The sequence below is a fragment of the Longimicrobium sp. genome (assembly GCF_036399255.1).
In the GTDB taxonomy this organism is placed as follows: domain Bacteria; phylum Gemmatimonadota; class Gemmatimonadetes; order Longimicrobiales; family Longimicrobiaceae; genus Longimicrobium.
The window spans coordinates 56793-78860 of sequence record NZ_DASWNM010000038.1; the positions used below are offsets into that span (position 1 = coordinate 56793).

Consider the following 22068-nt stretch of genomic DNA (forward strand, 5'->3'; position numbering starts at 1 on the left):
AGCCTGCATACAGGTTGACTTCCCGCGCGAGTTGTCGGCCCATAGGATGAATAGCCCGTCCGTGAATGGGATGTCCACACCGAAGGCTCCGCTGGGAGTCGCGATGCGGAGGGCTAAGTGACGTAGGCGAAGACTCATATTTCAGATGAAACGTGTAAGGTTCGTGACCATCTGCTCCGTGACTTGCAGGCGCAATTCCTTAAAGAACGCGATTTCAGCTATCAGCACTTCTTTCTGTGCCAGTAACTCGGCCGCAAAAGAACTCCCCTGCTCCGTGAGTTGAATTGATCCTGAGTCCAGAATCGCGACCAAATGCTCACCGGCTGCGAAATCTATGGCACGGTTGAGGCTTGGTTCATAGCGGATCAAGATAGCTCCAGGATCGGTTGAACCCGCCAGAAACTTGCGAAATGTCTTCCGGTTCTCCTCGTTGCGCACAGCCCAGTTTAGTACATGCAGTTTTTGTAGTGATGCTCTACGCCCACGTGAACACAACACTAGGATTAGGATCACAAGCGATAAACCCCACGCGATCCGATGCCGCGGAAGGACCGGTGCTGGACGCTCAGAGAACCGGAACGGAACGTCAAAAGCGGCGAGCAGTTCGTCATCAGTAATAGAACCGTCGAACGCAGCAACCGGTTTCTCCTCATTCATGTACTCTCCTGCGTCACAAATTCAAGCGGGCAGTTGGAGAGCCATTCGACAACCGCTTCCCAGCTTAGCGATTGCGCAGTTGTCCTGGGCAATCCGTGTAGGTGGCTTTGCAGATCTATGGTGTGCTTTTGGAATACGTCCAAGAGCACCGAATTTGAAGGCCGGTCATCTAGAATGGTTTCCAATACCAAAGAATTTGCCCGCTCTTGCTTTAACCTGACGATTTCGTCACCAAGATCAGGATAATTCTCGTGATATCCACGAAGTACATTCTGACCCTTGGCATAACGCTCAAGCAGAACGAGACGAAACTTTTTCAATGTCGACGGATCTCGCCCCAATGCCTGAAGCTTCCGATCAAGATTTGCAAGTGGCTCCGGATTTGAATCAAACCACTCCTCAATATCTGATACCGCGACTGGCTGTGATGGCGCCGGTTCAGGGATCGAGCCAATCTGAGATAGCGCCGCAAGCTCGTGCTCAAAAAACGACTCGTCCGCTATGGTGACGTGAAAATCGGACGCGACGTACGGAAGTTGTTTTTGCTTGATATAGTTGGTGCGATTAGCCGCGTGAACTAGAATTTGCTTGTCATCGTAAAAAGGTACGACTAGAACCCATTGTTTGACGGGCAGATTAGCGAACAGCGTCTGCAATTGCTGCTTGTTCGATATCAACTTTTCCGTGTCCGTCGTCATTTTCTTCCGGTGCTTCGCATACCGACGTTCAGTCGTGAGGGGCTCTTCCGGAGCATAGCACTGGAATATACATCCGTCTCTCGTCGAAAATCCCTCCATTCCAAAATCACCGCGATTACCTGCCGGGACTGGCTGGTAATTAAAGGAATATTTCAGCTTGAGAAGGCGGTTAATCCAACGCTCCCACTCGTCGGGGGCCCAGTTCCTTGCTGTGGAAGTCATTGAATGAGACGTGATTGGTTGAGATAACCCCTTGCTCCACTCTACTCTATCTGAAACGACACAGAAACGCAAACTTCGACGCGTTCGTGAGAGGATCTTGTTGAAGGTCAGGTCCTATGAATGGCAGGCCATTCATAGGGCCCGGTATCAATAACGGTGAGTAGTACTGTTAGTGAGTCAGTCGTCTGACTACTTCCATGCTCCACGCTTGTACACTGTCACGCAAACCAACTCTCCCGCCGCGTCCAAGACCTCCCAGAACTTGCCGCGGCGCCTGATCTTGTAGCTGGGCTGTGGAGCAGCGCCGAAAGCCTCGGGCTGGCGCTTTTTGGTCATCGTTGCCTCCATCCTCTTGACCCGTGCCGCCCGGCAGGGCTACCGTTGTGGTGCGGGCGGCTTTCGGGTGGTTCGCGATGTGAGGCTGGCCGTACTTCTTAGCGGGAGAGCGGCCAGCCTTGCTTTTTTCCCTGCGTGGAAATAACCTAGTACCGGTTTGGCTGAAAGTCAATACCCTAGTACCGGATTGGCAATGGATTTCAAGGCAGCGACAGACATCCTTTGGGGGACGCAGCCTGTGACCGCGGCCGACATGGCCGAGCGGCTCGGGAAGGATCCGCACACGATTCGCCGTGCGCGAATGAGTGGGCCGAACGCGCGGTCGGCGCCGAAAGGGTGGGAGGCGGTGGTGGCGGACCTGGCGGAGAGGCACGCGGACGAACTGGAGGGGCAAGTGCAGGAGCTTCGCCGCCTTGCCAACTTGCTACGAGGCTAGCTGATCCCGTGGGGCTGTGTACGCACCGGTGCATCCAAATCATAACTGAGTTATCTTGGAAGCGAACCTTGGAGGGGAGTGGATATGCCTGATATTCTCGAGCGGATCGTCATCAACCCCGCTGTGCGAAGCGGGAAACCGGTTGTCCGTGGCACTCGCATAACGGTGTCGGACGTGCTGGAGTATCTTGCGGGTGGGATGACGCCGGACGAAATCCTCGCGGATTTTCCCGATCTGAATGCAGAGGATATCCGCGCCGTGCTGGCGTTCGCGGCACAGCGCGAGCACCGCCTCTTCTCGGTCTCGTGAAGCTGCTCTTCGACGAGAATCTGTCGTTCCGGCTTGTCGCTGCCCTGGCTGACATCTATCCCGGGTCCGCCCACGTGCGGGACATCGGGTTGCTTGGCGGTGAAGACCCGGCCATCTGGGCTCATGCAGCGGAGCACGGATTTCTCCTCACGTCCAAGGACACAGACTTCTACGATCGAAGCGTGTTCTATGGCGCCCCACCCAAGGTCCTCTGGCTCCGCATCGGCAATAGCACCGTCTCGGAAACCGCAGACCTGCTCCGGCACCAGTACATCCTGATCCGCCGGTTCTACGACGATCCAACAGCCACTTTCCTCCCGCTTCATCGGCTCGACGCGCGGTGACCCTCCGCCGTGCGCGGATGAGCGGGCCGAACGCGCGCTCGGCGCCGAGGGGGTGGGAGGCGGTGGTGGCGGACCTGGCGGAGAGGCACGCGGACGAACTGGAGCGGCGGGTTGAGGAACTTCGCCAGCTGACACGTCAGCTCCGAGGATGAGACGGGTGCAGAGCAAAGGGAAGGATCTTCATCCGGCTCAGGGTAGCCTGACGCACCCTGGCGCGCGCTGGAGCCCGCGATGAGTGGCGTCCCCATCCTCCGTCGGCGAGCACAGCGGTTCGAGCGGCCGCTGGTCTACTTCCGCTTCAGCCCCGACGAGTTCATCCTCTCCGTCGCGGGCTCCGAGGAGACGTATCGGTCAACGCCACACGTCGCGCTGGTGCGGGAGACCCGGGTGGTGAAGGCGATCGGGCCGGAGGCGCACCGCTTCGCCAGCCAGGAAGTAGACGTGGAAAACGGGTTCAGCCATTCGCGCGGGCTGATCATGAGCGATGCCTACCTGGCGGAAATCGGCTTTCGGTACACGTTCGAGCTGTTCATCGAGAGGGTGCGCAGGGGCCAGTTGCCGTTCCTGCGCTGGATGAAGCCCAACCTGCTGATCCACCCGCTGAACATGGCATCCGGCCACCTGAACACGCTGGAGATGCGTGCGCTGTACGAGATCGGTGGACGATGTGGTGTGCGCGACGTAACCGTGTATTTTGGCCCGGAACTCAGCGATCTGGAACTGCGAACGGGCTGGTACGTGGTCGCGTAATGAGGAACTGACCTGCGCTGCGCCGCCGTGCGTTGTCAGAAAAGCTGTCGTCGCCGCGCGCGATCCGCTGCGGCCGGCGCACTGACCCCGCGGCTCCGCTGAGCACGGACCGGACGAGCGGGGGCCGGCCTGACGGATCAGGCCGGCCCCCCGGTCCATCCACCCACCTGTGGGTCGTTACGCCGGCGTCGCTTCGGCGGCGGGGGCGGGGCGGCGGGCGAGGAGGTTCGCGGCGCCGCCCGCGATGCCCACGCCCAGGGCCAGCCACGCGGCGCCGGGCGTCCACAGGCGCGTCAGGCCCAGCGCCGCATCCGCCGAGTAGGCGCCGGGGCCGGTGAGCGCCAGGGCGAACGCGCCCGCCGCGTACAGCAGCGCCAGCTCGTATCCGCCCTTCTGCGCCCACAGCCCGTTCTTGAGGTGCGCGCTCACGGCGCGCCACCAGCATCACCGACACCATCAGCGCCGGCCCGGCGGGGCCCAGTAGCCCCAGCATCACCAGCACCCCGGCGGCGAGTTCCGTTCACCCCGCCGCCAGCGCGAACGGGAGCCCGGGGCGGAACCCCAGGTGCTCCATCCCCGCCGCCGTCTCCCGCAGCCCCGGGCCGCCAAACCAGCCGAACAGCTTTTGCGCGCCGTGCGCGGCCATTAGCGGGCCCAGCACCAGCCGCACCACCAGCAGCCCCGCGCCCAGCATCGGCGCGTCGTCTACGTCGTCAGCCGGGGCACGGCGCGGCTGGAGCTGCCGGACGCGCACGCCGCGCACCGCGGGCCCATCGACCTGGCTGCGGGGGACGCCGTGCTCCTGCCGCGCGTATCGGCGCACGTGCTGGCGAGCGCGGGCGCGGCGCAGGCCCCGCCGCACGCGTTCGACTACGAGGGGTGCCCGCGGGTGCCCGGTGGCCACTCGGCCCGCTTTGGCGGCGGCGGCGAAGAGACGGACCTCATCGCCGGCCACTTTACGATGGGCGGCGCGCGGCGCAACGTGCTGCTGGACACGCTGCCGCCCGCCATCCACGTACCCGCCGCGGCGCACGGCCGGCACCCGCAGCTGGCGGGCGTGGTGGGGCTGATCCTGGGCGAGAGCGCGCAGCCGGGGCCGGGAAGCCCCATCGTGCTGGGGCGGCTGGCGGACCTGCTGTTCGTCCACGCCATCCGCTACTGGATCACCGCGGGCGGAGCGTCGTCGTGCGGGATGCGCGCGGTGGCGGACCCGGCGATCGGAGCGACGCTGCGGCTGATGCACGGGCGCTTTGCCGAGCCGTGGACGCTGGAGCGGCTGGCGTCGTCGGTGGCCATGTCGCGCTCCGCGTTCGCCGCGCGCTTTACCGAGCTGGTGGGCGAGCCGCCCATGCAGTACCTGGCGGAGTGGCGGATGACGCGTGCCGGGCGGCTGCTGCGCGAGGGGATGAGCGTGGCGGGCGTGGCGCAGCAGGTGGGATACGCCAACCCGGCCGCGTTCAGCAAGGCGTTCGCGCGCGTGCAGGGCATGGCCCCGGCGCCTGGCGCCGCGCCCCCGCCGGCGGAGAGGCACGCGGATGATCCCGAATCCGGGGAAAAACAACACCTTTATGGGTACAGAGGAACAGAGTCATATATCAGACAGAGGAACCAAGCCGATAACTCAGCTCGCTTTCTCTGTCTGACCCTGTTCCTCTGTACGACGATTCTTTTCAGATCTGGCGTGCTTCGCGGCGGCGCGTGGATGAAAACGAACGAGGCCGCCGGACGGGTGCCGGCGGACCCTGCGACGGCTCAGTAGAGCAAGGCGACCGTGAAGTGGTCGTTCGCGTCCGTCAGCGTGTTGCCGTCGGCAGCGGAAAGGGTGAGGGTGAACTGGCCGTAGCCACCTTTCACCGCGGTAAACCCCGTCGGGAACGCCAGGTGCGTGGTGGCCTGGTTCGCGAACATCTGAATGGTGCCGATCCAGGTGCCCGCCATGTTTACCTTGACGTTCAGCATGGTGCCGGGCGTTTTGGCGTACGCAGACCCCGACACGGCAATGACCACCGTGTTGCTGCTGGGCCATTGAACGGTCGTGCTGATGGGCAGGGGTCCGGCCTGGTCGATGATCACCGGGAAGGCCATGCGTGGTGTCTCCGTGGAAATCGGGGATGGAAAACCGCGCCGCCAGGATGCGGGGGCCGGCTTCGGTATCGGATCGGGCGATCAGTAGATCAGGGCGACCTGGAAGTGGTCGTTCTGGTCCGTGAACGTGTTGCCGTCACCGGCGGAGAGCGTGACGTCGCACTGGCCGTACGCACCGGTCCTGGTGAAGAACCCCGTCGGCAGCGCCATGTGGGTCGAGGCCTGGTTCGCGTAGACCTGGACCGTTTCCGTGGTGTCCTGAATGGTCAGCTTGACCGTCAGCAGGGTGCCCGGCTTTTGCGCGTACGCAGAGCCCGACACGGCCACGACTATGGTGCCGGTGCTGGGCCACTTGACGGAGGTCTTGATGGGAAGGGGTCCGGCCTGATCGATGATCACCGGGAACATCATGTGTTTATCTCCGTGACGGATGGAAGGTGAGAATCGCCCCGCCACGATACGGCGCAACCACATGCAATCCTAGGCTTTTCTTCTGGCGCCAACAGGATTTCGCGAAAAATTGTCGGGTGCGGCCCAACGGCCGCGCTCGCGGGGACCGGCAACGCGGCGGATGCAGCCCGGAGGGGACGCAAAGAGGCTCCCGCGCTCGACGAGCGCGGGAGCCTCGTTCCGTGTCCAGCGCCGTCAGAGCGGGAAGGCGACCCGCACGGGGACGGGGCTGGCGGTCCGGGAGCCGTTGCCCAGCTGGCCGCTTTCGTTCCGGCCCCAGCAGTACACGCCGTCGTCGTCCGTCACCCCGCACGACGTGTACTCGCCGGCGCTGACCTGCTTCCAGCGCAGGCCGCCGGCCACCTGCACCGGCGTGGCCGAGAACTCCACCGCCGTGCCGGCACCCAGTGCGCCGTGGGTGTTCAGCCCCCAGCAGTACGCGGCGCCGTCGATGGCCACGCCGCACGCGTGGAACTTGCCCACGCTCAGGCGGGCCAGGCGCAGCCCGCCCGCCACCTGCGCGGGGGCCGGGCTGTCGGCGGTGCCGCCGGTGCCCAGCATGCCGTACAGCCCCCGGCCCCAGCACCAGGCGGTGGCGTCCGTGGCCAGCGCGCAGGCGTGGTTCATCCCCGTCCCCACGCTGGTGAACCGCGTGGATCCGGCGACGGGGGCGGGCGAGGCGACCGGCTCCAGCGAGCCCACGGGCGTCCGGGCGCCGTTCCCCAGTTCGCCGTACCAGTTTTCGCCCCAGCACAGCACCATCCCCTCGCGCAGCCCGCACTGGTGAAGGTAGGTGCGGCTGCTGTTGCCGCCGGCGTCCACGAACGACAGCGAGCGGGTGAACGCCGAGAACGCCTGCCCGGGCGCCACCGGCGCGAACCCGCTCGCGTCGAACGCCGCGCACGCCGCCTGCCCCTCGGGCGAGAGGCCGCACGGGCCAAAGCCCCACCCCATGGCCGTGACCTCGGCGAAGCGCACCCCGGCGATCTCCCGGGGCGCCGGCACCTTGCCGAAACCCACCGGGCCGGGATACTCGCCCCAGCAGTAGAGCTTCGCGCCGGCGGTGGTGGCGCAGGTGTACGTGGGCCCGGCGCTGATGGTGGTGAAGCGCACGCCGCCCGCCACCCGCTCGGGCGTGGTGTGGTAGGTCTCTCCGGTGTCGATGGACCCGGTGCCCAGGTTGCCGTGGAAGTTGTTGCCGCCCCAGCAGTACGCGGCCCCTTCGGTGGTGAGGGCACAGACCACCGGGGCGTCGTTCGCCACCGCCACGGAGGCGATCGGGTCTCCCCGCGAGCCGGTGGGGTCGCGCTCGCAGGCGCCCAGGGCGAGCGCGGCCACGGCGGCGATGCGGGATGCGGAGGGGGTTCTGAAGAACATCGGTCGACGCGGCTGAAGTGAAGCGTCCGGGCTGGCGGGCCCGGGAGGGCCACCGGGCGCCCGGCGCGGCGGAACGGGTAGAACGCCTTTGCACCGCGGTTCCGGACGGCGGGGCGCGGAGCGGCCGGCGCGCCGGAAGCCTGGCTGGCACGCGGCCCCAAGCCGCGGTCCTCTTGACCGGCGGCGAGCGGAACGGCTACCGTTGGAGCGCGGGGCTCCGGGGCTGCTCGCGTGCAAAGGCTGGTCGATTCTTCCTGGCAGGAGAGCGGCCGGCCTTTCTCGTTGCCTCCGCGGATGCGGTCCCGGGGACCCGCGTCCATCCGACGACACCAGCGGCCACGTCACCGGAGCGCGTAAACCTCTGGACAGGGTGCAGCGATGACGCTTTTCGCGGGGCAGGTGGGCATCACGGCGGGCCGCGGCGCCGGTGCGGGCCGGACGCTTCGCCGCGCATGGGGCGCCGCGGGCTTCGCGGTTCTCGCCGCGTCCGCGGGTGCCCCCGCCCAGGCGCCCGCGCCGATCCAGCCGCGGCCCGGGCCCACCGCCGCGGCGCTGGACTCGCTGCGCGCCGAGAACGCGCGCCTTGCCGCGCAGATGGATTCGGTACGGCAGGAGCTGCGGGAGCACCGCTACCCCGAAAACTTCGTCAGCACCGCGCTGGAGGAGCAGGCCAACCGCTTTACGCTCATCGTGACGCTTGCCCTGGGCGCCGTCGGCGTGTTCACCTTCGGCAGCCTGTGGTGGCGAGTGCACCGGGCCACGCAGGAGGTGCGGGACCTGATCGACGCGCAGAAGCGCGAAAGCGCCGCACTCGAGGCCCGGCTGATGGAGGAGGTGCGCCGCACCGGCCTGAAGGTGCGGGCCTCGCTGGGCAAGGCGCGTGAAACACAGAAGCGGGTGCTGGCGCAGACGGTGGAAGCGCAGAAGCGGGCGCTGGGAGAGACGCTGGAGGCACACCGGCGCGATGCCGCCGGCATGGAAGCGCGGCTGGCCGGGAACGAAGCGCTGATGCGGCGAGCCGCGGGGAATACCTACGTCGCCATCGCATCGCTGTACCACACGTCGGCGCCGGGGTTCGCCGTCGCGGCATCCCTGCTCGCGGCAGGCAACTTCTACGCGGCCCACGCGGACGCGCCAAACCGCAAGAGCAAGCTGGGCGCCAAGAACCTTGCGCACGCGCTGGCGCTTCTGAAGGGCATTCGCCCCGAGGAGCGGCCGCGGGTCGCCACCGAGCTGGTGAGTGCCGCGGGCCTTCGCGACGACGCGTTCAACCTGCTGCATCAGTACGCCGACCGCGCCATGGACGACGTGGTCGCCGAGGTCCGCATGCGCATCCAGGCCCTGATCCCCCCGCCCGCCCAGGCGTCCGCCGAGGGAGCCGCCACCGGCTGAGCCGCCGTCCGGAGCCCCCCGCTCGAAGGCCCCGTCCGTCCCGCGTCCGCAATCAGCCGAACAGCGTGGGCGTGGATCCCGGCTCGGGGGGTGCGGGCGGGCGCTCGCCGCCGCCCTTCACCAGCGTATCCCACAGCTCGTCCACCTCGCGGCGCAGCAGCGCGTCGTCCGCCTCGGTGTTCCCGCTTCCGTTCAGCACGCCGCACACGCTCATGTGCAGGTAGCGCTTGAAGCACTCCAGCGCGGCGTCCAGGTCCGCGCGCGAGCGGATGAACACCGGGTTCACCCGGTTTCCCAGCCGCGGCGTCTCGTAGCGCACGGCCGAAACCGGCGTGTACTCGCGGCCGGTGCGCTTTAGCAGCAGCACCATGTGCTGGTTGTGGGCCCAGGCGGGGATGTAGAAGACGGGCGGATTGGTCAGCCCCAGCATCTGCGGGTAGTACCGCTGCAGGCGCGCCTCGGCCACCTCGGGATGGTCGTTCTTGGCCAGGATCAGGCAGAACCGCTTGTCGGCCTGGTCGTACCCGATGCTGTGGTTGTCCACGTGGCGCTGGTACTTGGACATCACCTTGCCGTTCTCCGACATGGCCAGCATCAGGTCCCAGGACTGGTTCAGCATCTCCACGAACCGCAGCGTAAGCCCCAGGCTGGTGTGGATCACGTCCTTGGCCTGGGGTTCGCGCGAGAGCAGCAGGTGGCGGTGGCTGAAAGCGGGACTGATGTCCTGCGCGTCGGACGACGCCAGCCGCCGGAAGCGGTCCACCATCTTTCTTGCCCGCGGCCCCCGCCGCATGTCGTCCAGGTGGTACTCGAAGTCCGGGTCGGGAATCTTGCGCAGCGCATCCAGCAGGCATTCCCACAGCTCACGCGCCAGGTTGTCGTTCAGCCGGGCGGCGTCGCGCGCCTGCTCGTACTGGAATCGATACACGCTGTTGTCGCGCCCCGAGAACTCCACGTTTCCCCCGCGCGAGAACGGCTGCAGGATCTGGTGGATGGAGATGTTGCGGCCGTCCTTGCAGCTGCGCATGAGCTCGAAGGTGACGCCCACCCGGCTTTCGGCCATGGTGCCCAGGTCGATCTGCCCGTTGCCGCGGGCAAGGGCCATGGCCACCTCGGCGTACAGCCGCGCCTGGAAGTAGTACAGGTTGCGGTTTCCGTCCGGCCCGGCGCCGGGCACCCGCGTTCCCGCCGTGCCGTCGGGCCCGCCCGCAAAGAACAGGTTGTGGACGATCTCGTGCCGGGCAATGCCGCGGGGCCGGAACGGCTTGTGAAAGCGTCCGCCCACCGCGTTCCACAGGGCGCGAAGGGTTTCGGCGAGCCCTCCCTTGCCGGCCTCCCGTTCCTTTTCCGCGTCCTTGCCCTCGTCGGCGTCGCTTCGCCTGTCCACGTCGATGAACTCTTCGGTGACCCGGCTCCACCCCCGCGTCTCGGCCGCCGCCCGCAGCGCGTCCAGCCCGCGGCCCTGGTTCAGGTGAAACAGGGTGATGCCGCTGTGCTTCCGCTCCCTGCTCACCTCCTGCAGGATCTTCAGCAGGGGCACGCTTTCCATCGAGAACCCGATGGTGATCAGGTTTACCCCGTACGGCTGGTAGTTGGGACGGGCCTGCGCCCGGGGCTCGTTCTCCCAGTGGCCGCCGATGATCTGGGCCAGCAGGTTGTGCATGGGCTCCGGCAGCTGCGCGTGGGGCTCGCGGGTAAAGCGCATGCTGCTGGGGTGGCTCACCGTGCCGTTGGGCTTGATGTACAGGGGAATCTTCAGCCGCCGGTCCACCAGCAGCGGCGCCAGCCCCTGGCACTGCCCCTCGAACAGCACGTGGTGGTACTCGGCCGTGCCCATCTCGCCCTCGATGGCTTCGTCCAGCAGCTCGTCGAAGTTGAAGTTGATGATGACGTCGATGAAGCGGTGCTTGAAGAGGTGGGCGATGATCTCGAACCCCAGGTGCGGGTGGTGCCGCTCGCCGTACATGCGGACCAGCTCCGCCCGGATGCGCGTGTCCCCGAACTCGTCCACCAGCGCGGCGAGCGCGGTTTCGAACTGGCCGGCCGGGCTCGCGCCCTCCGCATCGCCGGGACCTTCCTCTTCCGCGGCGGCGGCGGGGGGAACGAGCCCCACCGCGCCCGAGATGCGCTGGACGGCCGCCGCCGTTCCGGGGTACGCGTCGCCAAACGCGCCAAAGCTGGCGCCGGCGCCCACCACCAGCACGATGCGCTCGGGACGCTTGACGGCCAGCTCCTCCGCGTCGTCGTCGGTGAACACCTGGCGCCCCGTCGCGCGCAGGGTGTTCGCGGCCTCGTCGGCGAGCGCTCCGCCAGGGGTGGTGGTGAACAGGGTCTGGGAGGTGTCGAAGTAGTTCTTGGCAAGGACGCGGGCCAGCTGCTCCAGGGGTGTTCGTTCTGCCACGGCACTCCTCCAGGGGGCGTCAGAGCAAAGACCGATGCGGATCCGGCAAGACTTCGCGGCGGGGCGGGCACCCCAGGGGGCGTGGAACAGTGCAGCACATTACGTTGCGGCGCGCTCTGGCGGCAATAGGTGGTTCAGGTCCCGCGCAAGCGCCCACCCCGCCGAACCGGGGTTTTCCGAGGCCAGCCGTCGCGGCTGCGCGGGGGAAGCCGTGGGACGGCCACGGACGTCCGGCCGCGTGCGGCGGAGGTGGGCCGGGCCGTTCACGGGGCGGCGATGGAGGGCCGCGCGGCGTCCGTACCGCTGGCGGAAGCGGCGCTGGTCTGCGTACCTTTCACCGCCACGTCACGAAACACGCGCCCCCCGGCGTCCGCCGCGCCTGAACGCGGATGCGGACGTCCCGCCGGAGCCTCGCGCCCGGCCGGGCTTCACCGTTCCACCCCCCGCGCATGAGCAAGCGCCCGATCCGGCTGGGAGAGATGCTGGTGCAGATGGGGCGCGTGACCGCCGACGAGGTGGAGCGCGCGCTGGCGCACCAGCACGCGCACGGCGGCTACATGGGCGACGCGCTGGTCGCGCTGGGCATCCTTACCCGCGACGAGCTGTGGTGGGGGCTCGCCAACCAGCACGACATCCCCTTCGTGCACCTGCGGCCCGAGAACATCGACCACGAGCTGGCCGCGCGGGTCCCCGCGGCGTGGGCGGCCGAGCACCGGGTGCTCCCCGTGCTGTGGGACGAGGGGCGCGTCACCGTGGTGATGCCCGAGGTGGGCGGGCTGGAGCGGCTGGAAGAGGTGCGGCTGATGACGGGCGCCCGCGAGGTGGTGCCGGCGCTCACCTCGCCCGAGGCCATCGCGGATCTCATCGAGGCGGTGCACGGGCCCGCCGAGCGCGTGGGCGTGGCCGCGCTGCTGGCCGAGGCGCTGGAGCGCGGCGCCACCGCCTTTGGCGTCTCCGCGCGGCCGGGGCGCGCCGTGGGGTGGTTCCGCGCGGGCGACGTCGTCGCGCGGGCGCTGGCGCCGGACTGGCGCGACGAGCTGGGCCGCCTGGTGCAGCCGCCGGTCCCCGCGCCGGGCACGGAGGGGCGATGGGCGGCCACGGCACGGGTGGGGAGCGAGATCTGCCCGCTGGAGTGCCACCTGGTGGGGAGCGGCGAGGCGATGGAGTGGGCGGCCGTCCCCGGCCCGCGCCTGACGGCCGATCCCGCCCGCGTGCACGCCGATCCCGCGCTGGTGCAGCGGGCGCGGGATGCGCGGCGCGCGGGCGGTGTGGCGGCGCGCGTGGCCTGCGACCCCGGCGACGAGCGGGCGGCGGAGGCGCTGCTCACCCTGCTTCCCGCGCGGCTGCTGGGGGACGCGGTGCGCGCCATTCACCTGGCCGACCGCCCCGGCGCGGCCCCGCCGGGGACGCTGGCGCTGTCCCTGGCGCAGCCGCTGGCCGCCACGGCGGCCGGGCTGGAGCCGTTCGTCCCCGACTGCGTGACGGTGGGCGTGGACGCGCTGGGCGAGGGCGACCTGGACGCGCTGCGCCGCCTGGCCCCGTTCGTGGCCGTGCTCGCCCGGTCCGCCGTGGGGCCGGCCCCTGACTTCGACTGCGTGGTGCGGCTCCGCCTGGGTGCGGACGGGCCGGCGTGGACGCTTGCCGGTACGGACTGATGCCCAGGATCGACCAGTTCCTGAACCTCCTGATCCAGCACAGCGGCTCGGACCTGCACCTGAGCTGCGGCGGGCCGCCGCAGCTGCGGGTGCACGGGCACCTGCAGCGGGTGCAGTTTCGCGACCTTACCGAAGCCGACCTGAACACGCTGGTCAGCGAGATCATCACGCCGGCGCAGCTGGCGCGCTACCAGGCCACGCACGACCTGGACTTTGCCTACGAGATCCCGGGCACGGCGCGCTTTCGCGGCAACTTCTTTCGCCAGCACCGCGGGCCCGGGGCGGTGTTCCGCATCATCCCGTCCAGGATCCCCTCGGCGGACGAGATCGGCCTCCCCGACGCCATCCGCCGCTTTACCGACCTCAACAAGGGGCTGGTGCTGGTCACGGGCCCCACGGGGTCGGGAAAGTCGACCACGCTGGCGGCGATGGTGGACCTGATCAACGGCACGCGGCCCGAGCACATCCTGACCATCGAGGACCCCATCGAGTTCGTGCACCAGAACAAGAAGGCCCTGGTGAACCAGCGCGAGGTGGGGCCGCACACCGAGAGCTTTGCCGCGGCGCTCAAGGCGGCGCTGCGCGAGGACCCGGACGTGATCCTGGTGGGCGAGATGCGCGACCGCGAGACCATTGCCCTGGCGCTGACGGCGGCCGAGACGGGGCACCTGGTGTTCGGCACGCTGCACACCAACAGCGCGCACAAGACGGTGGACCGCATCATCGACACCTTTCCCGGCGACCTGCAGCAGCAGGTGCGGGCGATGCTGGCCGAAAGCCTGCGCGGCGTGGTCGCCCAGCAGCTGCTGCGCACCAAGGGCGGCAAGGGGCGGGTGGCGGCGCACGAGATCATGGTGGGCACGGCCGCCGTGTCCAACCTGATCCGCGAGGCCAAGACGTACCAGATCCCCTCCATCATCCAGACCGGCAAGCGCGATGGGATGATCCAGATGGACCAGTCGATCCTGGCGCTGCTGATGGCGGGGAAGGTGGATGGAGCCGAGGCCTACGCCAAGGCGCTCGACAAGTCGCTCTTTCAGCAGTACGCCGGCTGAAAAGAAGGGTCTCACCCAGAGGCCGCAGAGGCCTCAGAGGAACTCATTCCGCTTCCGCGACGTTCTCTGCGTGATGCCGGGTCCGGAAAAAACAACCTCAAAGGGTACAGAGGGGCAGAGAACAGCCAGAGGAGCAGAGGACAACCGGTTTCCTCTGCTCCTCTGGCTTTTCTCTGCTCCTCTGTACCCCCCGCTTTTCACTGATGGAATGATGGCGAGCCGCGCCTACGGTGATGGGGGCGGTGCGGCCTCGGTGCCGATTTCCGGACGCACGGCGACGAGGGCGGGGTATCCGTCCCGGTGCGTAAGAAAGAAGAACAGTTCTCCCGCCCGCGCCATGCGCTGGAACGGCACCGGGGTGGAGATGCTGCGCAGGTACGCTCCGTCACGCTGGCGGTAGAAGTCGACCAGGCGGTTCTCCAGCGCACCTTCGCCACCCGGCGAGATCGCGATTTCCCCCGCTTCGGCGGTCACGGACGTCGCCGCGCTCCGCATGCCGACCACGCGTTCGTACACGGTGCCGCCGTCGTCCACCGTCTTCTCGACGCGTGGCAGCGGCAGATCCTCCAGGTACGAGAACGTGCGCGCCCCCCGCTCGGCCAGCGTCGCGAAGCCACGGCCCAGGGCCAGCGCCAGCACGCATCCCTCGGGCGTGGGCGCGAGCAGCTTCTGTACGGACAGCGGCGCCGCTCCGGCAAGATCCCGCCACGGAAGGTCCATTCTCCCGGCGATCTCACCGTCCGCGGAGAGACGGAACAGCGGCTCGGTGGCGGCCGACGTGGCGACCAGCATGCCGCCACCGGGGAGCGGGCACATCGCCTCGGGGTAGGGAAAGTCCGGCAGCGGCACGGAGGCGTGAAGGGAGCCGTCGGGCCGGTACAAAGTCATTCTGCTGTTCCTGGCGTCCGCGACCCACAGGATCCCGCGCCTGTCGACCGCCAGCGCGGTGGGAAGCTGGAACTCTCCCGGGCCGCTCCCGCGCCCGCCGCGGATCCAGGCCAGGCTGCCGTCCGCGACGCGGAATGCCGCCACCCGAAGGCCCCCCTTGTCGGCCACGTACACCAGGCCGTTCCCCACGGCGACGCGCCATGGCTGGAGCAGCGTGGTGTCGGCCTCCGTGCCCCCCGCCGTCCAGACGCGGTTCCAGCGAGCCGGCGTGAGCGTCCGCTCGGCTCGCCGCGGCGCGGGATTCCCGCCGGTATCACACGCCGCCGCCGCGGCGCAGAGCCCCAGGGCGAACATGCAGCGTCGGGTGATTCTCACGATTCGCCTGTTCCAACGGCGGGTGCGCGGGTCAGTTCCGCCAGCTGCCGCTCAAAGCCACGGCTCGCTTCGTACGAGGTGGGAACCTCTGCGGCGAACCGGACCTGCCCGTGAGGATCGAGCACCACGATGAAGGGCGTCTTGCGGTAGCCGAGCGCCACCATTGCGGCATCCACCTCCCGGGACAACGAGCGAACTACGCCGCGGCCCGTCAGGTCACGGAACCTCCGCGCCGAAATCGCCTTCTCGCCAGCGCCGGTGCTCCGGGTGATCATCCCCGTCACGGCAACGGTAGAGCGAAACCGCGGACGCGCGAGCACGCGCAGGAACTCGAGGTTCGCCGAACAGTCCGCCGGCTGAAAGAACACGTATGCATGAAGCGGAGCCATCGAACTCCCGGACACCGGCAGGACCTCACCCAGGGCTCTTGGCTTCGGGCGGGTGACGACAATGCCCGCGGTGCAGAGCATTACGATCAGCGGCGCAGCGATCACCCAGTAACGCCGGAGCAGGGAAAGAAGCTGGTTCGTCATTCAGGTTTCCGACTGCGAGCCCTGGTCGCAGCCCTCGCCGTCGTCACTCCACAGGTCCGGGTCACCACACGGCTTGGTGGTGCTCCCGCTTCCGGTCCCGCCACCGCTCCCAGTGCCGCCACCCCCACCTCCGCCGCCAATCGGATAGTGGCACTGGACGCACAGGGCGGCCTTGAAGAGATAGGTTTCCACCGACGTGGCGCAGGATGCGCCCACACCACCGCCGGTCGTAGAAATCTCACCGCTGGTCAGCCGCCACGAGGTGCACCTCGTGATGGTACCGCACCGGTCGCCAGTGCCATCCTGGTTGCATTCGGAGGTCTGGGCGAGCAATCGCCCGCCACTGGCCGCATGCACCCCCACACCTCCGAAGGCGAGCACCGAGAACACCAGCAACTTTTCCGACAGGGATTTCATGAGCGGATCTCCTGTGGATCAGGGTTGTTCGGGCGGCCTGCCGCTCAAATCCAATGATCTGCTCATTCCGAATCTGGCTGCGGCTTGCAGGCGGGAGGACGACATCGCACTCTACATGCGCCAGGGCGGATTCGCAATGTCCTTGTAAGAGCGATAGAAATGAGACGCTGCGTCGGTCCTCGCCTGCCACATTCCCGACGGAGCGCGAACAGACGGGGCGCTGCACGATTGCCGCTCCGGTCCGTGATCCGGATGGGATCATCTTGAGCGTGCGTCCGAGAACCGCGCCGCAAACGGACGGGCGGGGGCGGGTGTCTGATGCGCGGCGAGTTGCGCCGTCCCCGGCGGGGTCGCTAATTTTTCAGCATCCCGCGTGGGACCGGCATCCCCATCCGGCAGGCCCTCCCCTACACGTCATCGGCATCGTGCGAAGCATACTCTGGTTCGGCTCCCTGGCGGCCGCGGCGGTGGCCGTGAGCTCGTGCGCGCCCGCCGGCGCGCGCCCGTCCTCCGCGCCCGCGCCGCGCTCCGACGCGCCGGCCGCGGCGGCACCCTCCGGCGGCGGCGCGGCGAGCGGCGGGGGTGGCGGCGGATCGCGGGTGTCGGCCCCCAGGCCGTACGCGCAGGTCATCCCTGCGCGCGCGGTCACCGACTCGGGCGGCATTACGGTGCACCGCGTGGACGAGCGCTGGTTCCTGGAGGTGCCGGACTCCCTCGTCGGGCGCGACTTCCTGATGGTGGGGCGCGTGGCCGCCACGCCGGCCAACTTCGGCGCGTACATCCCCGCCGGCGCCAGCGTGCACGAGCGGCTGGTGCGGTGGGAGCGGCAGGGCGACCGCGTGATCCTGCGCGGCGTGGAAACCGGCGCGGTGGCGGCGGACAGCCTGCCGATCGCCCGCTCGGTGGCCAGCAACTACCTGGGCGCCATCCTGGCCGCCTTTCCCGTGCAGGCGTATTCGCAGGACAGCGCCGCGGTGATCGACGTCACCGACTTCTTCGGGGGCGACACGCCGGCGCTCAGCGGGCTGACCACGCAGCAGCGCGAGCAGTTCAAGGTGCGCCGGCTGGACCCGGCGCGCAGCTTCGTGAACGCGGCGCGCAGCTATCCGCTGAACGTGGAGGTGCGCCACACGCAGACCTTCGAGGCCACGGCGCCCCCCAGCGACCGCGCCGGCGGCACCATCACGCTCGAAATGCGGCAGTCGCTGGTGCTGCTGCCGCGCGTGCCCATGCGCCCGCGCTACGCCGACCCGCGCGCCGGCTTCTTTACGGTGGACCGCATCAACTACGGGCTGGAAGAGCAGGCGGCCGAGACGGAAAGCTTCATCGCGCGCTGGCGGCTGGAGCCGTCGGACCCGGCGGCGTACGCGCGCGGCGAGCTGGTCGAGCCGGTGAAGCCCATCGTGTACTACATCGACCCGGCCACGCCCGCGCGCTGGCGCCCGTACGTGCGGCAGGGGGTTGAGGACTGGGGCCGCGTGTTCGAAAAGGCGGGGTTCCGCAACGCGGTGCGGGTGATGGACCCGCCGGCGGCGTCGGAGGACGCGGAGTGGGACCCGGAAGACATCCGCTACTCAGTGGTGCGCTGGGCGGCCAGCACCACGCGCAACGCGCAGGGGCCCAGCACGGTGGACCCCCGCTCGGGCGAGATCATCGAGAGCGACATCGTGTGGTACCACAACCACATGCGCAGCTACCGCAACCGGCTGATGATCGAGACGGGCGCGGCCAACCCCGCGGCGCGCTCGCTGGAGATCCCGGAGACGCTGATGGGCGAGACCATGCGCCAGGTGATCACCCACGAGATCGGCCACGCGCTGGGGCTGCCGCACAACATGATCGCCAGCGCCTCGTTCCCCGTGGATTCGCTGCGCAGCACGTCGTTCACGCGGCGCTACGGGGTAAGCGCCACCATCATGGACTACGCGCGGCAGAACTACGTGGCGCAGCCGGGCGACGGGCTGCAGCCCAACGACTTCATCCGCCGGCTGGGGCCCTTCGACGAGTTCATCATCGAGTGGGGCTACCGCGTCTTTCCCGAGGCGCCCACCCCCGAGGCGGAGCGGCCGATCCTGGACCGCATGCTCTCGTCGTCGTCCGGCCCGATGAAGTACCGCTACCTGCCGCAGTACCTGTCGGGGATCGACCCGCGGTCGCAGACGGAGGACCTGGGCGACGACCCGGTGCGGGCCACGGGGTACGCGCTGGCCAACCTGCAGCGCGTGGTGCCCAACCTTCCCGCCTGGACGGCGCAGCCGGGCGAGGACGACGAGGACCTGACGGAGCTGTACCGCGAGACGGTGGGAATGTGGGGCACCTACATGCGCCACGTGGCCAGCGTGATCGGCGGGGTGCAGGTGGACCCGCGCACGGCGGGCGAGCCGGGCGCGGTGTACTCGCCGGTGCCGCGGGCGGCGCAGCGGCGCGCGCTGGACTTCCTGGCGCAGAACGCCATCCGCACGCCGTCGTGGCTGGCGCCCACGGCGATCACGCGGCGCGTGGGCGGGTCGCCGCTGGCCAACGCGCAGGCGGCGGTGGTCACGGCGCTGCTGGATGCGCGGCGGCTGGACCGGCTGGCCATGGCGCAGGAGATGGACCCGGCGGTCGCCTACTCGCAGGCGGAGTACCTGGGCGACCTGCGCCGCGCGGTGTGGAGCCTCTCGGCGCCCGACGCCAACCAGCGCGGGCTGCACCGCGTGTACCTGGACCGCCTGGCGGCGCTGGTGTCGCCGCCCGCCGCGCGCCCCGCGGAGGGCGGTGAGGGCGAGGGCCCGCCGCCGCCGCTGCTGGCGCCGCTGAACGTGCCGCGCAGCGACCTGCCGGCGCTGGCGCGCAGCGAGCTGCGGGCCATCCGCGCGCTGGCGCAGGGCAACGCGTCCGCGGCCCCCGCCGGCGTGCAGCGCGCGCACTGGGCCGACGTGGTGGCGCGCGTGGACGAGATCCTGGACCCCTCCAGCCGCGCCGCTACCGCGCGCTGATCGGCCGGGAAGACGGGCCTCACGCAGAGGCGCACTGACGCGGAGAGAGGACGTGGAGATGGCTTCCACGTCCTCTCTCCGTTCTTCCGCATACGCCCGTGATCGACTTCCTGAGGGAGGCGCCGCCCCGCAACTCGCTTGTACACTGCACCCTGGCGCCGACCGAAGGACCTCGCCAGCAGAACGACGCGGCTGGTCCCGTGCCCTGATCTGGCCCCTGCGCGACCGTGACGAGGTCCTTCGTTCGCGCGCAGGTGATTGTGTGGAATCGGGTTACACGTGGCGCGCTCCCTCAGGAAGTCATCGCTTCTTTGTGAGCTTGAGGGTTTGCCAGCACCCTCTGATACGATACCGAATCCGGGAAAACAACACCTTTATGGGGTACAGAGGAACAGAGTCAGACAGAGGAACAAAGATGACATCTCAGCTCGCTTTCTCTGTCTGCCTCTGTTCCTCTGTACGATCATTCGTTTTCAGGACCTGGCATGAGGGAGGCGCCGCACAGGGCCGGCAGCACGGCGGCGCGGGCGGAGGCCAGGTGGATGCGGGTCATGTCGGCGGTTCCGGGAATGAATGGAGGTGGATCGTCGCGTCCGTCGACGGTCCTATGGCTGGCGCGGATGGATGACGACGGAGGCCGCGGTGCGCTCCCACCGCGCCCGGTGCGTCTCGAAGTCCGCCTCGCGGATCATGAAGGTGATGCCGTAGAACACGCCGTCGCGCACGGTGACGTATCCGCCGGAGCTCACCCGCCCCTCGTCGCGGTCCGTGACCTCGTACAGGTAGCCCGCGGGTCCGCCGGCCCAGGTGCGCAGCTCCCGCTCCTGGTGCAGCACCGTGCCGGCGCGCTGGCTGGTCAGGTGGCCAGCCAGGCGCAGCAGTGCGCTGTCCGCCAGCTGGGCCTGCGTAAGCCGCCGCCGCGCGCCGCCCGCGTCGCGCGCCTCGCGGCGAAAGGCGTCCGCCTCCGCCGCGGTGGGGGCGCGGTCCAGCAGCACCTCCGCCGCCATTCTCCAGTAGTCCGCCGAGTCCGCCGCCGTCACCGGGTCGGGGATCTGGTCGCCGCCGTGGAGGGTGATGATGGCGGTGCCGCGGCTGGCCATCAGGATCACGTCGCGCTGGATGTGCTCGCTGAACTCCCATCCCGCGGGCAGGTCCACCGAAAACCGCACCGCCCGCGACAGCTCGCCGCGCCCCGCGCAGTCGTGCCGCACCACCACCGAGCCCTCGGGGCGCGGCGCGGCCACGCAGCGCGGCTCCAGGTCCATCGCGGCGGTGGCGGACGGTGCGGGGGCAGGCGCAGGCGCGGGCGTCTGCGTGCACCCGCCCGCCATCGAAAGAAGAACGGCGGACAGGGCACGCCGGGAGATACGAAGCATCGTGTGCATCATCTGTAAGGGATAGAGACGCGGGCTGTGGTGACACCTGATCCACCCCGCGATCCGTCATTCCGAAGGAGGCGCCGCGCGGCCCCGTCTTCTACCCGGTATTCTGGCGCGACTGAGAGGGTGTTGCTAATCCTCGCCCTGCGATTTGACTTCCTGAGGGAGGCGCCGCCCCGCAACTCCCTTGTACACTGCACCCTGGCGCCGACCGAAGGACCTCGCCAGCAGAACGGGGGGGCCGGTCCCGTGCCCTGATCTGGCCCCTGCGCCACCGGGACGAGGTCCTTCGGTCGCGCGCTATCTGTAGTGTGACTTCTGGTTACACGTGATGCGCTCCCTCAGGAAGTCACCGCTTCTTTGTGAGTTTGGGGGTTTGGCAACACCCTTTCAGGAAGACAAAGCTCCGGGTGCATGCTTGGACACCCTCTGAAGCAGCCGCCGGTTTGGGGCTGTCCGACAAGTTACGAGCATTCCGAAAGTAGATTCCTCAGTCGGCGCCAAAGGATGCGGTTCGGGACGGGTCCGTGCGGCGCCTCCTTCGGAATGACAGATTTTGGCGAGGGTCAAAGATTCGGATCTGGATCGATGCTGGACATCCGCTCGCGGCCGGCCGCGGATCGCTCGGTCCACGTGCGCAGCGAGGCGAGGGCGCGCTCCCACACGGGGAGCGCGTCGCCGCAGCCGGAATCGGGGCACTCCAGGGTGGCGATGAACATCACCGCGTCGCGCACGGTCACGTACGATTCGGCGCGCCGTGGGATGCCGTCCGCCTCGAACGTCTCGGCGAGGTAGCCGGCGGGCCTGCCCGCCAGCCGGCGGACCTCCGCGGCCCGGGCCACCACCTTGCGGTCCTCGTGCGCGGCGGAGAGGCCGCCCGCCATCGCCAGCAGCACGCTGTCGCGCAGCTGCGCGGCGGTGACGGCGCGGCGGGCCTTGTCGGGATTCGCCGCGCGCCGGCGGAAGGCCTGCAGGTCCTCCAGCGTGGGATCGCGCGCCAGCACCAGGCGGGTGGCGCGCATCCAGAAGCCCGCGGTGTCGGCGCGGGTTCGCGGCGCGTGCAGCTGGTCCTCCGCCGCCACGGCGATCTGCACGCCGCCCTGGGAGGCGCGGATCACCAGCCCCGCATCCTCCGGCGCCGTGACGGTCCAGTCCGCGGGAAGGAAGACGGAGAACCGCACCGCGGCGTCGTATCCCGTACCCGCGCATGCCCAGCGCACCACGCCGGCGGAGTCCGCCGGCGCGGGGACGCACGCCGGGACCGAATCCGCCGCCTGGGCCCGCAGCGGAGCCGCCGCGAGCACCAGGACGGCGAAGGCCGGCACGCGCAT

The 22068-nt window shown here is 68.8% G+C and carries 21 protein-coding genes; 8 read left to right on the forward strand and 13 right to left on the reverse strand.

From position 1 onward, the window contains the following. Positions 1–141: 141 nt before the first annotated feature. Both VGC13_RS06405 and VGC13_RS06410 read right to left on the reverse strand, forming a co-directional pair. Positions 142–657 (reverse strand): hypothetical protein, encoded by a 516-nt coding sequence (locus VGC13_RS06405; RefSeq protein WP_331124393.1) that lies wholly within the window; start codon positions 655–657, stop codon positions 142–144. After that, positions 654–1355: a hypothetical protein gene (locus tag VGC13_RS06410; protein WP_331124394.1), complete on the reverse strand. Its 702-nt coding sequence runs from the start codon at positions 1353–1355 to the stop codon at positions 654–656. The genes VGC13_RS06405 and VGC13_RS06410 overlap by 4 nt, the downstream gene beginning before the upstream one ends. 1078 nt (positions 1356–2433) lie before the next feature. Here VGC13_RS06410 and VGC13_RS06415 point away from each other — a divergent pair. From VGC13_RS06415 to VGC13_RS06425, 3 genes are all read left to right on the forward strand, one after another. Then, positions 2434–2658 (forward strand): DUF433 domain-containing protein, encoded by a 225-nt coding sequence (locus VGC13_RS06415; protein WP_331124395.1) that lies wholly within the window; start codon positions 2434–2436, stop codon positions 2656–2658. Then, on the forward strand, positions 2655–3002 hold the full coding sequence (locus VGC13_RS06420; protein WP_331124396.1) for a DUF5615 family PIN-like protein: 348 nt from the start codon (positions 2655–2657) through the stop codon (positions 3000–3002). The genes VGC13_RS06415 and VGC13_RS06420 overlap by 4 nt, the downstream gene beginning before the upstream one ends. Before the next feature lie 231 nt (positions 3003–3233). Next, entirely contained in the window at positions 3234–3752 is a 519-nt protein-coding gene (locus VGC13_RS06425; protein ID WP_331124397.1) for a hypothetical protein, read from the forward strand. A 177-nt stretch (positions 3753–3929) separates the two neighbouring features. Here VGC13_RS06425 and VGC13_RS06430 read toward each other — a convergent pair whose 3' ends face one another. Both VGC13_RS06430 and VGC13_RS06435 read right to left on the reverse strand, forming a co-directional pair. Then, positions 3930–4181, reverse strand: a complete 252-nt coding sequence (locus tag VGC13_RS06430) for a hypothetical protein (RefSeq protein ID WP_331124398.1) — start codon at positions 4179–4181, stop codon at positions 3930–3932. 91 nt (positions 4182–4272) lie between these two features. Then, positions 4273–4575: a DoxX family protein gene (locus VGC13_RS06435; protein ID WP_331124399.1), complete on the reverse strand. Its 303-nt coding sequence runs from the start codon at positions 4573–4575 to the stop codon at positions 4273–4275. Between VGC13_RS06435 and VGC13_RS06440 the strand changes: the two genes are divergently transcribed. After that, positions 4492–5511 (forward strand): AraC family transcriptional regulator, encoded by a 1020-nt coding sequence (locus tag VGC13_RS06440; RefSeq protein WP_331124424.1) that lies wholly within the window; start codon positions 4492–4494, stop codon positions 5509–5511. The genes VGC13_RS06435 and VGC13_RS06440 overlap by 84 nt on opposite strands. Here the strand turns inward: VGC13_RS06440 and VGC13_RS06445 are convergent. The 3 genes from VGC13_RS06445 to VGC13_RS06455 all read right to left on the reverse strand — a co-directional run bounded on the left by VGC13_RS06445 (position 5505) and on the right by VGC13_RS06455 (position 7664). Then, complete coding sequence (locus VGC13_RS06445) at positions 5505–5837, reverse strand: hypothetical protein (protein ID WP_331124400.1); 333 nt, start codon at positions 5835–5837, stop codon at positions 5505–5507. The two genes, VGC13_RS06440 and VGC13_RS06445, sit on opposite strands and share 7 nt — an antisense overlap. A gap of 81 nt (positions 5838–5918) precedes the next feature. Further along, positions 5919–6248 carry a hypothetical protein gene (locus tag VGC13_RS06450; RefSeq protein ID WP_331124401.1) on the reverse strand — a complete coding sequence of 110 codons (330 nt, stop codon included), beginning with the start codon at positions 6246–6248 and terminating at the stop codon, positions 5919–5921. A 234-nt stretch (positions 6249–6482) separates the two neighbouring features. Beyond that, positions 6483–7664 carry a hypothetical protein gene (locus tag VGC13_RS06455; RefSeq protein WP_331124402.1) on the reverse strand — a complete coding sequence of 394 codons (1182 nt, stop codon included), beginning with the start codon at positions 7662–7664 and terminating at the stop codon, positions 6483–6485. 378 nt (positions 7665–8042) lie between these two features. Here VGC13_RS06455 and VGC13_RS06460 point away from each other — a divergent pair, with 378 nt between their 5' ends. Next, the gene (locus VGC13_RS06460; RefSeq protein WP_331124403.1) at positions 8043–9056 is read left to right on the forward strand and encodes a hypothetical protein; all 1014 of its coding nucleotides are present in this window, start codon (positions 8043–8045) and stop codon (positions 9054–9056) included. Between the two features lie 52 nt (positions 9057–9108). Here VGC13_RS06460 and VGC13_RS06465 read toward each other — a convergent pair whose 3' ends face one another. Next, on the reverse strand, positions 9109–11457 hold the full coding sequence (locus tag VGC13_RS06465) for a hypothetical protein (protein WP_331124404.1): 2349 nt from the start codon (positions 11455–11457) through the stop codon (positions 9109–9111). Positions 11458–11906: 449 nt separating this feature from the next. Between VGC13_RS06465 and VGC13_RS06470 the strand changes: the two genes are divergently transcribed. Next, positions 11907–13112: a hypothetical protein gene (locus VGC13_RS06470; RefSeq protein WP_331124405.1), complete on the forward strand. Its 1206-nt coding sequence runs from the start codon at positions 11907–11909 to the stop codon at positions 13110–13112. Further along, positions 13112–14167 (forward strand): type IV pilus twitching motility protein PilT, encoded by a 1056-nt coding sequence (locus VGC13_RS06475; protein WP_331124406.1) that lies wholly within the window; start codon positions 13112–13114, stop codon positions 14165–14167. The genes VGC13_RS06470 and VGC13_RS06475 overlap by 1 nt, the downstream gene beginning before the upstream one ends. Before the next feature lie 225 nt (positions 14168–14392). Here the strand turns inward: VGC13_RS06475 and VGC13_RS06480 are convergent, their stop codons facing one another. Genes VGC13_RS06480 through VGC13_RS06490 form a run of 3 tightly spaced genes read right to left on the reverse strand, consistent with a single transcriptional unit; the run spans position 14393 to position 16380 of the window. Then, a complete protein-coding gene (locus tag VGC13_RS06480) occupies positions 14393–15430 on the reverse strand; it encodes a hypothetical protein (protein ID WP_331124407.1) in 1038 nt (345 codons plus the stop codon). Beyond that, positions 15427–15963 (reverse strand): hypothetical protein, encoded by a 537-nt coding sequence (locus VGC13_RS06485; RefSeq protein WP_331124408.1) that lies wholly within the window; start codon positions 15961–15963, stop codon positions 15427–15429. The genes VGC13_RS06480 and VGC13_RS06485 overlap by 4 nt, the downstream gene beginning before the upstream one ends. Continuing rightward, entirely contained in the window at positions 15964–16380 is a 417-nt protein-coding gene (locus tag VGC13_RS06490) for a hypothetical protein (protein ID WP_331124409.1), read from the reverse strand. A gap of 425 nt (positions 16381–16805) precedes the next feature. Between VGC13_RS06490 and VGC13_RS06495 the strand changes: the two genes are divergently transcribed. Continuing rightward, the gene (locus VGC13_RS06495; RefSeq protein WP_331124410.1) at positions 16806–19358 is read left to right on the forward strand and encodes a zinc-dependent metalloprotease; all 2553 of its coding nucleotides are present in this window, start codon (positions 16806–16808) and stop codon (positions 19356–19358) included. A gap of 605 nt (positions 19359–19963) precedes the next feature. Here the strand turns inward: VGC13_RS06495 and VGC13_RS06500 are convergent. Then, complete coding sequence (locus tag VGC13_RS06500) at positions 19964–20734, reverse strand: hypothetical protein (RefSeq protein WP_331124411.1); 771 nt, start codon at positions 20732–20734, stop codon at positions 19964–19966. 569 nt (positions 20735–21303) lie between these two features. Next, positions 21304–22068: a hypothetical protein gene (locus VGC13_RS06505; RefSeq protein WP_331124412.1), complete on the reverse strand. Its 765-nt coding sequence runs from the start codon at positions 22066–22068 to the stop codon at positions 21304–21306.

What these genes read in the sequence shown, in the direction of transcription:
- VGC13_RS06405 (WP_331124393.1), bottom strand. Translation starts at nt 657, where the DNA reads ATGAATGAGGAGAAACCGGTTGCTGCGTTCGACGGTTCTATTACTGAT.
- VGC13_RS06410 (WP_331124394.1), bottom strand. Translation starts at nt 1,355, where the DNA reads ATGACGACGGACACGGAAAAGTTGATATCGAACAAGCAGCAATTGCAG.
- VGC13_RS06415 (WP_331124395.1), top strand. Translation starts at nt 2,434, where the DNA reads ATGCCTGATATTCTCGAGCGGATCGTCATCAACCCCGCTGTGCGAAGC.
- VGC13_RS06425 (WP_331124397.1), top strand. Translation starts at nt 3,234, where the DNA reads ATGAGTGGCGTCCCCATCCTCCGTCGGCGAGCACAGCGGTTCGAGCGG.
- VGC13_RS06445 (WP_331124400.1), bottom strand. Translation starts at nt 5,837, where the DNA reads ATGGCCTTCCCGGTGATCATCGACCAGGCCGGACCCCTGCCCATCAGC.
- VGC13_RS06450 (WP_331124401.1), bottom strand. Translation starts at nt 6,248, where the DNA reads ATGATGTTCCCGGTGATCATCGATCAGGCCGGACCCCTTCCCATCAAG.
- VGC13_RS06455 (WP_331124402.1), bottom strand. Translation starts at nt 7,664, where the DNA reads ATGTTCTTCAGAACCCCCTCCGCATCCCGCATCGCCGCCGTGGCCGCG.
- VGC13_RS06460 (WP_331124403.1), top strand. Translation starts at nt 8,043, where the DNA reads ATGACGCTTTTCGCGGGGCAGGTGGGCATCACGGCGGGCCGCGGCGCC.
- VGC13_RS06470 (WP_331124405.1), top strand. Translation starts at nt 11,907, where the DNA reads ATGAGCAAGCGCCCGATCCGGCTGGGAGAGATGCTGGTGCAGATGGGG.
- VGC13_RS06475 (WP_331124406.1), top strand. Translation starts at nt 13,112, where the DNA reads ATGCCCAGGATCGACCAGTTCCTGAACCTCCTGATCCAGCACAGCGGC.
- VGC13_RS06485 (WP_331124408.1), bottom strand. Translation starts at nt 15,963, where the DNA reads ATGACGAACCAGCTTCTTTCCCTGCTCCGGCGTTACTGGGTGATCGCT.
- VGC13_RS06490 (WP_331124409.1), bottom strand. Translation starts at nt 16,380, where the DNA reads ATGAAATCCCTGTCGGAAAAGTTGCTGGTGTTCTCGGTGCTCGCCTTC.
- VGC13_RS06500 (WP_331124411.1), bottom strand. Translation starts at nt 20,734, where the DNA reads ATGCTTCGTATCTCCCGGCGTGCCCTGTCCGCCGTTCTTCTTTCGATG.
- VGC13_RS06505 (WP_331124412.1), bottom strand. Translation starts at nt 22,068, where the DNA reads ATGCGCGTGCCGGCCTTCGCCGTCCTGGTGCTCGCGGCGGCTCCGCTG.